9 protein-coding genes and 1 pseudogene are annotated in these 13,682 nt (G+C 70.6%); 4 read left to right on the forward strand and 6 right to left on the reverse strand.

Annotated features, from left to right (window positions below; translation table 11 throughout):
• The first annotated feature begins 22 nt into the window (after nucleotides 1-22).
• On the forward strand, nucleotides 23-3,658 hold the full coding sequence (locus tag MQP27_RS40905; protein ID WP_242775155.1) for a hydantoinase B/oxoprolinase family protein: 3,636 nt from the start codon (nucleotides 23-25) through the stop codon (nucleotides 3,656-3,658).
• A complete protein-coding gene (locus MQP27_RS40910; RefSeq protein WP_242775158.1) occupies nucleotides 3,639-4,244 on the forward strand; it encodes a GTP-binding protein in 606 nt (201 codons plus the stop codon). Before MQP27_RS40905 ends, MQP27_RS40910 begins: the two co-directional genes overlap by 20 nt.
• Nucleotides 4,245-4,337: 93 nt before the next feature.
• Here the strand turns inward: MQP27_RS40910 and glpK are convergent, their stop codons facing one another.
• The 5 genes from glpK to MQP27_RS40935 form a co-directional block, all read right to left on the reverse strand.
• Nucleotides 4,338-5,849, reverse strand: coding sequence for a glycerol kinase GlpK (gene glpK, locus MQP27_RS40915; protein ID WP_242775161.1), 1,512 nt, complete (start codon nucleotides 5,847-5,849; stop codon nucleotides 4,338-4,340).
• A gap of 58 nt (nucleotides 5,850-5,907) precedes the next feature.
• Nucleotides 5,908-6,633: an MIP/aquaporin family protein gene (locus tag MQP27_RS40920; protein WP_242775164.1), complete on the reverse strand. Its 726-nt coding sequence runs from the start codon at nucleotides 6,631-6,633 to the stop codon at nucleotides 5,908-5,910.
• 366 nt (nucleotides 6,634-6,999) lie between these two features.
• Complete coding sequence (locus MQP27_RS40925; protein WP_242775167.1) at nucleotides 7,000-8,625, reverse strand: GGDEF domain-containing protein; 1,626 nt, start codon at nucleotides 8,623-8,625, stop codon at nucleotides 7,000-7,002.
• A gap of 219 nt (nucleotides 8,626-8,844) precedes the next feature.
• The gene (locus tag MQP27_RS40930) at nucleotides 8,845-10,035 is read right to left on the reverse strand and encodes a lipid-transfer protein (protein WP_242775169.1); all 1,191 of its coding nucleotides are present in this window, start codon (nucleotides 10,033-10,035) and stop codon (nucleotides 8,845-8,847) included.
• A complete protein-coding gene (locus tag MQP27_RS40935) occupies nucleotides 10,032-10,457 on the reverse strand; it encodes a Zn-ribbon domain-containing OB-fold protein (protein ID WP_242775547.1) in 426 nt (141 codons plus the stop codon). The genes MQP27_RS40930 and MQP27_RS40935 overlap by 4 nt, the downstream gene beginning before the upstream one ends.
• Nucleotides 10,458-10,556: 99 nt before the next feature.
• Between MQP27_RS40935 and MQP27_RS40940 the strand changes: the two are divergent.
• A pseudogene (locus MQP27_RS40940) lies at nucleotides 10,557-11,168 on the forward strand (M15 family metallopeptidase); the annotation flags it as partial.
• 59 nt (nucleotides 11,169-11,227) lie between these two features.
• Nucleotides 11,228-12,763, forward strand: coding sequence for a recombinase family protein (locus MQP27_RS40945; RefSeq protein ID WP_242775171.1), 1,536 nt, complete (start codon nucleotides 11,228-11,230; stop codon nucleotides 12,761-12,763).
• On the opposite strand, the gene MQP27_RS40950 is transcribed toward MQP27_RS40945, so the two are convergent.
• On the reverse strand, nucleotides 12,749-13,627 hold the full coding sequence (locus tag MQP27_RS40950; protein ID WP_242775173.1) for a hypothetical protein: 879 nt from the start codon (nucleotides 13,625-13,627) through the stop codon (nucleotides 12,749-12,751). The two genes, MQP27_RS40945 and MQP27_RS40950, sit on opposite strands and share 15 nt — an antisense overlap.
• Nucleotides 13,628-13,682: the final 55 nt, after the last annotated feature.

The following is a 13,682-nucleotide window of genomic DNA, read 5'->3' on the forward strand; positions in this document are numbered from 1 at the left end:
GGCGCGGAAGCGGGGTAGCGACGTGACAGGCTGGCAGTTCTGGGTCGACCGAGGCGGCACCTTCACGGACATCGTCGCGCGACGCCCGGACGGCCGTCTGCTCACGCACAAGCTGCTGTCGGAGAATCCGGCGCGCTACTCCGACGCGGCCGTCGCGGGCGTCCACGCGCTGCTGGACGGCTCCCGTGACCCCGTCGAGGCCGTCCGCATGGGGACGACGGTCGCCACCAACGCCCTGCTGGAGCGCAAGGGCGAGCGCACGCTCCTGGTCGTCACGCGCGGCTTCCGTGACGCCCTGCGCATCGCCTACCAGAACCGCCCGCACATCTTCGCCCGCCGCATCGAGCTGCCCGGACTGCTCCACGAGCGCGTGGTGGAGGCCGACGAGCGCATCGCCGCCGACGGCACCGTCCTCACCGCCCCCGACCTGGACGCCCTGGCCGGGCCGCTCCAGGAGGCCTACGACGACGGGATCCGCGCCGTCGCCGTCGTCTGCATGCACAGCCACCTCCACCCGGCCCACGAACAGGCGATCGGCGAGCTGGCCGCCCGTATCGGCTTCCCGCAGATCTCGCTGTCCAGCGAGGTCAGCCCGCTGATGAAGCTCGTGCCGCGCGGGGACACCGCGGTCGTCGACGCCTACCTGTCGCCCGTGCTGCGCCGTTACGTCGAGCACGTCGCCGACCAACTCACGGGTGTCCGGCTGATGTTCATGCAGTCCAACGGCGGCCTCGCCGAGGCCGGGCAGTTCCGCGGCAAGGACGCCATCCTCTCCGGGCCCGCCGGCGGCATCGTCGGCATGGCCCGCATGTCGCAGCTCGCCGGCTTCGACCGGGTCATCGGCTTCGACATGGGCGGCACCTCCACCGATGTCTCGCACTTCGCCGGCGAGTACGAGCGCGTCTTCACCACCCAGATCGCCGGTGTCCGGCTGCGCGCCCCCATGCTGGACATCCATACCGTGGCGGCCGGCGGCGGCTCGGTCCTGCACTTCGACGGCAGCCGCTACCGCGTAGGGCCGGACTCGGCGGGCGCGGATCCGGGGCCCGCCTGCTACCGCGGCGGCGGCCCGCTCGCCGTCACCGACGCCAACGTCATGCTCGGCCGCATCCAACCCGCCCACTTCCCCAGGGTGTTCGGCCCCGACGGCGACCAGCCCCTCGACGAGCACCTCGTCCGCGAACGCTTCGCCGCCCTCGCGCGCGAGATCCGCGAGAAGACCGGCGACGACCGCACGCCCGAGCAGGTCGCCGAGGGCTACCTGCAGATCGCCGTCGCCAACATCGCCAACGCCGTCAAGCGCATCTCCGTCCAGAAGGGCCACGACGTCACCCGCTACGCCCTGACCACCTTCGGCGGGGCCGGCGGCCAGCACGCGTGCATGGTCGCCGACTCGCTCGGCATCCGCACCGTCCTCGTCCCGCCCATGGCCGGCGTCCTGTCCGCCCTCGGCATCGGCCTCGCCGACACCACCGCCATGCGCGAACAGTCCGTCGAGGCACCCCTGGAGCCCGCCTCGATGCCGGCCGTCCTCAAGACAGCCGACGACCTCGAAGGAGCGGCCCGCGCCGAACTCCTCGCCGAGGACATCCCCGAGGACCGCGTCCGGGTCACCCGCCGCGCCCAGCTCCGCTACGACGGCACCGACACCACCCTCACCGTCGAGCTGACCGAGCCGGACACGATGCGTCACGCCTTCGAAGAACGTCATCGCGCCACGTACTCCTTCACGCTCGACCGCCCGATCGTCGTCGAAGCCCTCTCCGTGGAAGCCACCGGCATCACCGAACCCCCCGATCTCTCGGCCCTCGCTCCGTACGAAGGCCGCTGCGCCACCCCGGACACCGTCCGCCTCCACACCGGCGGCACCTGGCGCGACGTACCCCTCCACCGCCGAGAGGACCTCCCTCCCGGCGACACCGTCACCGGCCCCGCGATCATCACCGAGGCCAGTGCGACGACCGTCGTCGACGACGGCTGGCGGGCCGTGGCACGAGACGACGGGCATCTGGTCATGGAACGCGCGGCGATTACGCAGAGTTCCGATCTCGGCACAGAAGCCGACCCGGTTCTGCTGGAGGTCTTCAACAACCTCTTCATGTCCATCGCCGAACAGATGGGCGCCCGGCTGGAGTCCACGGCCCAGTCCGTCAACATCAAGGAACGGCTCGACTTCTCCTGCGCGCTCTTCGACCCGGACGGGAACCTGGTGGCCAACGCCCCGCACATCCCCGTCCACCTGGGCTCGATGGGCACGAGCGTCAAGGAGGTCATCCGGCGCCGCGGCTCCTCGATGCGCCCCGGCGACACCTATGCCGTCAACGACCCTTACCACGGCGGCACCCATCTGCCCGACGTCACGGTGATCACCCCCGTCTTCGACACCGCGGACACGCAGGGTGACCGGATCCTGTTCTACGTCGCCTCCCGCGGCCACCACGCCGAGATCGGCGGCATCGCCCCGGGCTCCATGCCCGCGAACAGCCGCACCATCGAGGAGGAGGGCATCCTCTTCGACAACTGGCTGCTCGCCGAGGACGGGCGCTTCCGCGAGGCGGAGACCCTCCGCCTGCTCACCGAGGCGCCTTACCCCTCCCGCAACCCGAAGACCAACCTGGCCGACCTGCGCGCCCAGATCGCGGCCAACCAGAAGGGCGTCGACGAAGTCGGCCGCATGATCGAGAACTTCGGCCTCGACGTCGTCCAGGCGTACATGAAGCACGTCCAGGACAACGCCGAAGAAGCCGTACGCCGGGTCGTCGACGCCCTAGAGGACGGCGAGTACGCCTACGAGACCGACTCGGGCGCCGTCATCCGGGTACGCGTGCGCGTGGACCGCGAGAACCGCTCCGCCACCGTCGACTTCACCGGCACGTCACCCCAGCTCACCAGCAACTTCAACGCCCCCTTCGCGGTGGTCAACGCGGCCGTCCTGTACGTCTTCCGCACCCTCGTCGCCGACGACATCCCGCTCAACGACGGCTGTCTGCGCCCCCTGAAGATCGTCGTGCCGCCCGGTTCCATGCTCGGTCCCGAACCGCCGGCCGCCGTCGTCGCGGGCAACGTCGAGACCTCCCAGGCCATCACCGGCGCCCTGTACGCGGCGCTCGGCGTCCAGGCCGAGGGCTCCGGAACGATGAACAACGTCACCTTCGGCAACGAACGCCACCAGTACTACGAGACGGTCGCCTCCGGATCCGGCGCGGGCGACGGCTTCCCCGGCGCGCCCGTCGTCCAGACCCATATGACCAACTCCCGCCTGACCGACCCCGAGGTCCTGGAGTGGCGGCTGCCGGTACGGCTCGACGAGTTCGCCGTACGGCGCGGCAGCGGCGGCGCCGGGCGCTGGCCGGGCGGGGACGGCGCCGTACGCCGTATCCGCTTCCTGGAGCCCATGACGGTCTCCACGCTGTCCCAGCACCGCAGGGTCCCGCCGTACGGCATGGCGGGCGGCGAGCCCGGCGCGCTGGGCGCCAACCGCGTGGAACGCGCCGACGGGACGGTCACCGCGCTCGCCGGCAGCGACGCGGCGGACGTCGGCCCCGGCGACGTACTCGTCATCGAGACCCCAGGCGGCGGAGGCTACGGCCCACCGTCGCCGCACCCCCAACAAGCCCATCGAGCAGGAGAAGAGATCGATGATCTTCGGGCGTTCTGAGCGCGGGAAGCCTCCGGTCGAGCCCGTCACGCTCAAGATCCTTGTGGCCGGCGGCTTCGGCGTCGGCAAGACCACCCTGGTCGGCGCGGTCAGCGAGATCCGGCCGCTGCGCACCGAGGAACTGCTCACCGAGGCCGGGCGTCCCGTCGACGACACGAGCGGCGTGGAGGGCAAGCACACCACCACCGTGGCCATGGACTTCGGCCGCATCACGCTCCGCGAGGACCTGGTGCTCTACCTGTTCGGCACGCCCGGGCAGGAGCGGTTCTGGTTCATGTGGGACGAGCTCTCCGAAGGCGCCCTCGGCGCCGTCGTGCTCGCCGACACCCGCCGCCTGGAGGACTGCTTCGCCGCCGTCGACTACTTCGAGCGGCGCTCCATACCCTTCGTCGTCGGCGTCAACTGCTTCGAGGGAGCGGTCCGTTACCCGCAGGACGCCGTCCGCCAGGCCCTCGACCTCGACGAGGACGTACCGGTCCTGCTCTGCGACGCCCGCGACCGGGCCTCCGTCAAGGAGGTGCTCATCGGAGTGGTCGAGCACGCGATGGCGTACGCCGCCGAACGCCGGCAGACCATCACGACCTGAGGCACGCGCACGGCCCGTACCCCCGCCGACCGGGGTACGGGCCGCGGTCATGCGCGCACGCGCGCGTGCCCGGTTCCGCGCACGCGCGCGTGCCTAGCTCTCCGTGTCCTCCGCCCAGCCGAAGCTCTTCTCCACGGCCTTGCGCCAGTTGTGGTACTCACGGTCGCGCACCGACGCCTCCATGGACGGCGTCCACTCGACGTCCTTCTGCCAGTGCGACTTCAGCTCGTCGAGGTCGTTCCACACCCCGGTGGCCAGACCGGCGGCGTAGGCGGCGCCCAGGCAGGTGGTCTCGGAGACCTTCGGGCGGACCACCGGAACGTCGAGCACGTCCGCCTGGTGCTGCATGAGCAGGTTGTTCTTGGTCATGCCGCCGTCCACCTTCAGGGTGGTGATGTGCACCCCGGAGTCCTGGTACATGGCGTCCACGACCTCACGGGTCTGCCAGCTGGTCGCCTCCAGCACGGCCCGGGCGAGGTGTGCCTTGGTGACGTACCGGGTCAGGCCCGTGACGACCCCGCGCGCGTCGGAGCGCCAGTACGGCGCGAACAGGCCCGAGAACGCGGGCACGATGTACGCGCCGCCGTTGTCCTCGACGCTCTCCGCGAGCGGCTCGATCTCGTCGGCGGTGCGGATGATGCCGAGCTGGTCCCGGAACCACTGGACGAGCGCGCCCGTTATGGCGATCGAACCCTCCAGGCAGTAGACGGGAGCCTCACTGCCGATCTTGTAGCCCATCGTCGTCAGCAGCCCGCTCTTCGACGGCACCGGCCGGTTGCCCGTGTTGAGCAGCAGGAAGGAGCCCGTGCCGTACGTGTTCTTCGCCGTGCCCACGTCGTAGCAGGCCTGCCCGAACACGGCCGCCTGCTGGTCGCCGAGCGCCGACGCCACCGGCACCCCGGCCAGCTGGCCCACGGCCGTACCGTACACCTCGGCGGACGACCTGATCTCGGGGAGCAGGGCCTCGGGGACGTTCATCGCCGAGAGGATGGACGGGTCCCACTGCAGGGTCTCCAGGTTCATCAGCATGGTGCGGCCGGCGTTGGTCACGTCGGTGACGTGCTGTCCGCCGTCGGTGCCGCCCGTCAGGTTCCAGATGAGCCAGGAGTCGATGGTGCCGAAGGCGATCTCGCCGTTCTCGGCGCGGGCCCGCAGACCGGGCACGTTGTCGAGCAGCCAGGCGGCCTTCGGGCCGGAGAAGTAGGTGGCCAGCGGCAGCCCGGTCTGCTCGCGGAAGCGGTCCTGGCCGTCGGAGCCGCCGAGCTGGTTGACCAGCCCCGCGGTGCGGGTGTCCTGCCAGACGATCGCGTTGTGCACGGGCTTGCCCGTCGCGCGGTCCCACAGGACCGTCGTCTCGCGCTGGTTGGTGATGCCGAGCGCGCTGAGCTGGTCGGCGCGCAGTCCCGCCTTGGCGATCGCGCCCGCGACCACCGCCTGCACCTTGGACCAGATCTCGGTGGCGTCGTGCTCCACCCAGCCCGGCTTGGGGAAGATCTGGCGATGCTCACGCTGGTCGACGGCGACGATCGCGCCGTCCTGGTTGAAGACGATGCAGCGGCTGGAGGTGGTGCCCTGGTCGATAGCGGCGACGAACTTGTCCGTCATGACGTCCCCTTCGTCGTTCCTGCGAGAGGCTGCCTGGGTCAGGAGGCTGCTGTGAAGATCAGAAGGCTGCCTTGAAGATGAGCCCGGAAAGCACCCCGCCGATCAGCGGTCCGACCACCGGGATCCACGAGTAGCTCCAGTCCGAGGTCCCCTTGTTGGGGATCGGGAGCAGGGCGTGGACGATGCGGGGGCCCAGGTCCCGGGCCGGGTTGATGGCGTATCCCGTCGGCCCACCGAGCGACAGACCGATGCCGACCACCAGGAACGACACGACGAGCACCGCCGTGCCGGACTCGCCGAGCCCCTTGGTCAGGCCGAAGGCGAGGATGGGGAGCACCAGGCCGATCGTTGCGATGATCTCGGTCATGAGGTTCGCCACCGGATTGCGGATCGCGGGCGCCGTGGAGAAGATCCCGAGCGTCGGCTGGGCGATCTCCTCCTCGGCGTTGGCCTGGAACTGAGCGTAGTAGACCAGCCAGCACAGCACCGCCCCGAGCATCGCGCCCACCATCTGCCCGGCGATGTAGAGCGGAACCTTGTCCCACTTCCCCGTGTCGATGGCGATACCGACCGTCACCGCGGGGTTGAGCTGCCCGCCGGACAGCGGCGCGGCCGTGTAGGCCCCGGCCATCACGCCGAAACCCCAGCCGAACGCGATGACGACCCAGCCGGCGTTCTGCGCCTTCGAGTAGTTGAGTACGACCGCGGCGACCACACCGGCGCCGAAGAGGATCAGAATCGCGGTACCGATGACCTCACCGACGAATATGTCTCCGTTGCTCATGGCGGCTCCTAGGCCCTGGCCCGGGGTGTTCGACCCCGGTCCTCCGTGCAGGGTGCGTTTCCCATGGCGACTTCAGCCGAAGGGCAGGGAAGTCCCGCGCCCCGCCCGGCGTCCGTGACGAGCGTGCCGTCGCAGCCGAATCGCCCGTGGGGGAGTGGGCCTGTTCTTCAGGCGGGGCCCGCGCGGCGTGTGCCTGGATACACCGTGTATGTACGGCGATGTCGACTGACACCGGAAGTGTTCCCCGGCGCCCAGGGAGCGTCAAGGTCGCGGACCGCAACGGTGACAGCAGGCGGGACGGCCCCCGCCCAGGAAGCAGGGCCGATGGGGGTACGACGATGAGCTCGTCCCGGGTTCTCCGGCGGTTCAGCCGGCCTGGGCGGGGGCCGCGTGCACGCCCCGCAGGATCTCGTGCCCGGGCAGCCCTGCCCGGCCCAGCACCCAGCTGGCCCCCTGCAGGGCCTTGGCGGCCTTCTTCAGGGGCGCCAGACAGGCGGCGGCCTGCCGGTGGTCCGTCACGCTGCCCGGCGGGCACAGGACCGTCGCCAGGGACAGCGTGACCGGTAGCCCGCCCGCCGACCAGGGCGCGTCCAGCACCGAGACGGCCAGCGGATCCAGCCGCTCCGGATCGGCCAGCACGAGGAAGTCGTCCCCGCCGATGTGGCCCACGCGTGTGCTCCCCGACGCCGAGTGCTGCAGCGCCCGCCCGACGGACCTGATCAGCTCGTCGCCGGCGGCGAACCCGGCCCCGTCGTTGACCTGCTTGAAGTGGTCCACGTCCAGCCAGCTCAGGGCGAAGATCCGCCCGTCCGCGATGCGCCGGTCGACCTCCGCCGTGATCGCGTCCGAGCCGGGCAGCCGCGTCAGCGGATTGAGCCCGGCCGCCTCCTCGACCCGGCTCTCGGCCAGCGCCCGTACGAGGTCCGCGAGCCGTACGACGCCCACGCACCGCCCGTACCGGTCCACCACCGCCACGTCGTCCGAGGTGCGGTCGCTGCCGCCGACGGCCACCACGTCCAGGACCTCCCAGGCGGTGGCGTCGACGCCCACCGTCCGCGGCGGATCACCGAGCTTGGCGGCGGGCCGGTCGGCGTACAGGGCGTGCCCGTAGCGGCCGGACATCGACAGCAGGAAGCGCGAGCGGTGCACCGACCTGACCGGCGCCCCGTTCACGTCCACGAGCAGCACCCCGGACACCTCGGGCGAGCCCGTCAGCAGGGCCCGGACCTGCGCCGCGGACGCGGTCACGGGCAGCAGGGCGGCCGGCCGCACGAACTCGCGCACCGACGGCCCCGACTTCGGAATCGCCGCGGTAGCCGGGAAACGGGGCGGAATGTATACGTCCGCCGCGGGCAGCCGGGCCGGTGGCGCGAACAGCTCGCCCTGGGCCAGCTGGGCACCGGCCGCCACCGCGGCCGCGTACTGCAGCTCCGTCTCCACGCCCTCGACGGACAGCAGTGCCCCCAGCTGCTCGCACAGGGTCCGCATCGCCCGCACCGCCGCCGGCCGCGCCAGCAGCGAGGCGTCGAGTTTCACCAGGTCGGGCGCCATATCGGTGAGCAGCCGCAGCGGTACGTCCCCGTCCCCGATGCCGTCCGCGCTGATCCGGAAGCCCTGCGCCCGAAGCCCGCCCACAGCCTCCAGGAGCGCCTGCTGGGGCACGTGCGTGTACGGGGGCCCGACATCGATCGTCACCTCCCAGGGCAGCCGTCCAGCCTCGCGCACGGCGTCGTGCAGCGGGGTGAGCCCGCCGAGGTCGGCGAGCGTGCCCGCGAACACGTTGATGTGCAGGGGCAGCAGCGTCTCCTTGCGCGCGGCCGCGCGGAGCGCCAACACCGCCAGCCTGCCGTCGAGTTCGGGATCCCGGCGGGCCTCGGCCAGGATGTCGCCGGCCTCCGGGCGGGCGAGTATCTCCAGCCCTGCCACCCCTCCGGTGGTCAGATTGACCACCGGCTGGAAGGCGAAGCGGAGAGTATCCGTCCAGGAGTGCACGGGAGCATGATGACCCCGCGGGCGCACGCCCGGGCGCGGTTCATGAGACGTTCACGCAGGATTCCGGGGCGATCACACAGCGTACGAGAAAGGGCTTGCGCCGTGTCGCGACGCGGGGGTGCGCGCCGGGGCCGAGGGGCTGAGGCCCGGTCGCGCGCCACAGTGCCGCGCGCGTCCGCCCGAGCCCGTGCGTCCGCCCGATGCGAACGCCCCCGCCCCTCACCGCACCGCGATCACCGCCGACCCGTGCCCGAACAAGCCCTGGTTCGCCGTTATCCCCACGCGCGCTCCCGCCACTTGCCGGCCACCCGCCTCCCCCCTCAACTGCCATGTCAGCTCACACACTTGGGCGATCGCCTGGGCCGGAACGGCCTCCCCGAAGGAGGCCAGCCCGCCGCTCGCGTTGACCGGTATTCGCCCACCGAGCGTCGTCGCGCCCTCCCGCAGCAGCTTGGCGCCCTCGCCCTCCCCGCACAGCCCCAGATCCTCGTACCACTGCAACTCCAGCGCCGTGGACAGGTCGTAGACCTCCGCGAGGGAGAGATCCTCGGGCCCGATGCCGGCCTCCTCGTACGCCGCCCGCGCGATGGACGCCCGGAACGTCTCGTCGGCGGGCTCCACCGCCACCGCGGAGTCCGTCGCGATGTCCGGCAGATCGAGCACGGTGCTCGGATACCTCGGGGTCACCGTCGACACGGCCCGGATCCGCACCGGCTCCACGACCCCGTGCCGCCGGGCGAACTCCATGCTGGAGAGCACCAGTGCCGCCCCGCCGTCCGACGTCGCGCAGATGTCGAGCAGCCGCAGCGGATCCGCGACCACGGCGGAGGCCGCGACCTCCTCGACCGTGACCCGCTTGCGGTAGCGGGCGTTGGGATTGAGCGCCCCCAGGGCCGAGTTCTTCACCTTGACCTGCGCGAAGTCCTCCGGGGTGTCCCCGTGCACGGCCATGCGGCGGCGGGCGTACAGCCCGAAATACGTCGGATTGGTCGCGCCCAGCACACGGAAGCGCAGCCAGTCCGGGTCGTCGGGGCGGTCCCCGCCGGCGGGCCGGAAGAACCCCTTGGGCGCGGCGTCGGCGCCCACCACCAGCACCACGTCCGTGAGCCCCGAAAGTATCTGCGCCCGCGCCGTGTTGACCGCCTGCGCGCCGGACGCGCACGCCGCGTACACGCTCGCCACCCGGGCGCCCTGCCACCCCAGCGCCTTCGCGAACGTCGCGCCGGCCACATAGCCCGGATAGCCGCCACGCACCGTGTCCGCGCCGACCACCGACCCGACCTCGCGCCACTCCAGTCCCGCGTCCGCGAGCGCGGCGCGCGCCGCCGCCACCCCGTACTCGACGAAGCCGCGCCCCCACTTGCCCCACGGGTGCATGCCCGCGCCGAGCACCGCCACCTCACCCGTCATGCCCCCACTCCCGTCGGCCTCCAGTGCCAGGTCGTCCAGGTCGTGTCCCCGTCCTCGTTCATCACACCGGGGACGACCTCCACCTCCATGCCCACCGCCAGCTCGGCGACGGTGATCCCGGGAGCCGCCTGCCCCAGCACCACCAGCCGCTCCGCCTCCAGCTCTACGGCGATCAACGCGTACGGCTCCCACGGAAGTTCCGGATTCGTCACATAGGGTGACGGCGGCCGGTACCGGCTGTCCGTGTACGACCAGACGCGCCCGCGCCGGGACAGCGGCACCTCCTCCAGATCCCCGCCGGGACACCCGGGATTGCGGCAGTGCATGTCCTCGCGGGGGAAGAAGACCGAGCTGCATGCCGCGCAGCGGGTGCCGAGGAGTCTGAAGTCGTCCCCCTCGCCGGTGAACCAGCCGTCGACCACAGGCGTGCGTGTGCGAGACACAACCCCTCCATGCCGCATCCTCTGACGGGACGTCAGAAAGTGTGTCACGGGCATGCGGAATTGGGCAGGGCAGGAGACATGACACGACTCACGAGTGCAGTACGCGGGCTGATCACCGCCCTCGCCGCCCTGCTGGCGGTGACCGCGGCCTCGGCCACCGCCCGGGCGGACTCCGGACCCAAGGCGCCGGCGGACTTCGTGGCCCTGAGAACCGTGGACCCGACGATCATCCAGGAGATGCGCTACTTCACCCCGCACAACTTCGTCGGCGAGCGCATCGACGGCTACAAGCAGCCGATCTGCATCCTCACCCGCCCGGCCGCCGAAGCCCTCCACGAGGCCCAACTGAAGCTGCTGAGCGAGGGATACACCCTCAAGGTTTACGACTGCTACCGGCCGCAGCGTGCCGTGAACCACTTCGTCCGCTGGGCCGAGGATCTCGACGACCAGGCGATGAAGAGCGAGTTCTACCCGAACGTCGACAAGACCCGGCTGTTCGAGGACGGCTACATCGCGGAGAAATCCGGCCACAGTCGAGGCTCGACCATGGACCTGACCATCGTGAAACTCCCCGCCGCGCCGACCCGCCCGTACCACCCCGGAGAGCCGCTCGTGCCCTGCTACGCGCCCCAGGCGGAGCGCTTCCCGGACAACTCCGTCGACATGGGCACCGGCTTCGACTGCTTCGACCCCGGGATAACACCAATACACTGAGCTAGTCCCTGGGCGGCTCCAGAAGGAGGAAGAGCGTGCTCCTGACCCCGCAACGGCCGTGCTTCTACGCGCGCCTGTCCTACGCACCGGACGGCACGCTGGAGAAGGTGGAACGGCAGCAGGAGGACGGCGAGGCCACCAGGGGGCGGCTGAACTGGCCCGAGTTCTGCTGCGTCTACATCGACAACTCCCGCTCGGCCTGGCAGCGCAACCGGAAGCGTCCCGACTGGGAGCGCATGCTCGTCACCTTCGACGCCACGGGGCAGACCTTCATCCCGAGCGACCCGAAGGCCAACCACCACCACGACGGCATCATGGTCTACCACGGCGACCGGCTCATCCGGCAGCCGTACGACCTGGAACTGCTGCTGCGCCTCGCGGATCAGAGACAGATCCCCCTCGCATCGGTCTCCGGTGTCAGGAACCTCGCGAGCGAGGACGACCGGTTCGTCCTGCGCATCGAGGCCGCGCAGGCCTGCCGTGAGTCCGCCAACTTGTCCCGTCGGCGCACTAACGGCTACAAGAAGGACGTCGTCAGGCACGGCACGAGCCAGCAGGGCGGCAAGCGGCCGTACGGCTGGGGTGAGCCGACCGGCCGCTTCAAGACACGCAGGGACAAGGAGACCGGCGAGTCGTACGAGGTCGAGATCCTCGACTACGACAAGCCGGTCCCGGAGGAGACCAAGCACCTGGCGGAGGCCGCGGCGCGGCTGCTGGCCGGCGCTTCCATGAACGGTGCCCTGCGGTACATGAACTCGGTGTCCACGACGACCGAAGGCAATCCCTGGGAATCCCGAGTCCTCTGGTCGGTGCTGACCTCGCCGCGGATCTCCGGCCTCATCGAGGTCGATGGGGTGCTCTACGAGGCCGTCTGGGACGAGGTGATCCCCGAGGAGGACCGACAGGCACTCATCGCCCTGCGCGAGCAGCACCGCAAGGAGAACCCCAACCCGGGCCCCGCTCGGGTCCATCTTCTGCCGGGGGCACTCAAGTGCGGGAGGTGCGACGGGACGACGTGGCGCAGCAAGCCCATGGGCGGCAAGGGGCGGAACAAGAAGCCGGGCTACAACGCCTACCGCGTCTACCACTGCAAGCAGTGCAACGTCGCGCGCAACGTCGAGCACCTGGACGCGTATGTCACAGGCCGCGTGCTTCGGCTGCTCAACTCGCCTCGTTTCCTCCGGGAGCTCCAGTCCGCCGGCACGGATGGCTCGCCGGACGTAGCCGCGAAGATTGCTGCGCTGGAGACCCGCAAGGCGCAGACGAAGCAACAGATCGAAGAGCTCGCTGACCATCCGGATGTCGACCCGGCCCTGGCACTGCTGTCCCTGGCCTCCTTCGACAAGAAGATCGGCGAACTGCGCAACCAGATGGCGCTCACGTCCCGGCAACGACTGCTGACCCGCATGGTCGGCATCAGCAAGGACGACTGGGACGTCGAGCCCATCGACGTGCGGGCAGACACCGTCAGGTCCTTGTTCGAAGTGGTCGTCCTGCCAACACAGAAGCGGGGCCCTGGATTCGACCCCGCTTCCGTGAACATGCTCCGCAAGCCGCTACAGGCGGAGTAGGCAGGCCTCCACATCGAGCACCGGCGCGACGTCGGCGATCAGGCACAGCGCGCTGTTGGCCGTCTGCTCAGGCGGCGGGGATTCGGCCGGCGGAGCTACGGGCGGGCTTTCCGTCGGCGGCGTACTGCCGCCGGGGGTCACGGTGGGGCTTGATCCGCCTGAAGCCTCGCCCTGCCCCGGAGTGGATGCCGACTCGACGGGTGATGCGTCGCCCACAGGCACGAGCGAGCTGGTGTCCATCGGGCTCGGCAAGTTGGACTGGCTCGGTGTGGCGCTCGCGCTCAGGCTCGGCTCTGGCCCTGATGCGGACGGCGACGGGGACCTGGTCGCCAGGCCGGGCTGTGGCGGCTGAATGGTCGGCGGCGGCCAGAACGTCGCCGACGGGGCCGCGGTTGGTGCGGAGGACCGCGCCCCGCCGTCGGCGTCGTCCGACCACGGCTGGACCGTGACCATGGTGACGGTCGCCGCGGTGACGGCCGCCCCCGTGATGGCGCCGATGAACTGGCCGCGGTGGTACCGCAGCGCGTCGCGGCAAACGGTGCCGACCATGGCCACGGCGGCTGCCAGGCCGCCGATGTAGAGGCGCAGGTGCTTCTTCCGGCGTACGGGTTCGGTTTCCGACACAGCAGGCGCCGGCTCGGGGTTGCCGTTGACGACCGCCGCCTGCTCTGGTGGTTCTTCGTCCTCACTGTCAGTGAGTAGGTATCTCAGAAAAGTCACGTGGGCTCGCTGGGCGCGCATCTGCCTGTCGATCCCTGTGATCTGTCGCCTCAGCTCGGCCAGTTGGCCGAGGAGGCGCCGCAAGAACAGACCCCCAGTGATGATGATGACGCCGAGCGCACCCGCGACGATGACCGCGGTCATGCCGCTCCCCTGTCTGTGTGCGCATCGGACCTCGTACATGTCGGTGTATGTACGA

Source organism: Streptomyces cylindrosporus (genome assembly GCF_022698165.1).
Taxonomy (GTDB): domain Bacteria; phylum Actinomycetota; class Actinomycetes; order Streptomycetales; family Streptomycetaceae; genus Streptomyces; species Streptomyces cylindrosporus.

Coding starts and splice junctions, on each gene's coding strand:
- MQP27_RS40910 (WP_242775158.1), top strand. CDS start 3,639: ATGATCTTCGGGCGTTCTGAGCGCGGGAAGCCTCCGGTCGAGCCCGTC.
- MQP27_RS40930 (WP_242775169.1), bottom strand. CDS start 10,035: ATGACGGGTGAGGTGGCGGTGCTCGGCGCGGGCATGCACCCGTGGGGC.
- MQP27_RS40920 (WP_242775164.1), bottom strand. CDS start 6,633: ATGAGCAACGGAGACATATTCGTCGGTGAGGTCATCGGTACCGCGATT.
- MQP27_RS40950 (WP_242775173.1), bottom strand. CDS start 13,627: ATGACCGCGGTCATCGTCGCGGGTGCGCTCGGCGTCATCATCATCACT.
- glpK (WP_242775161.1), bottom strand. CDS start 5,849: ATGACGGACAAGTTCGTCGCCGCTATCGACCAGGGCACCACCTCCAGC.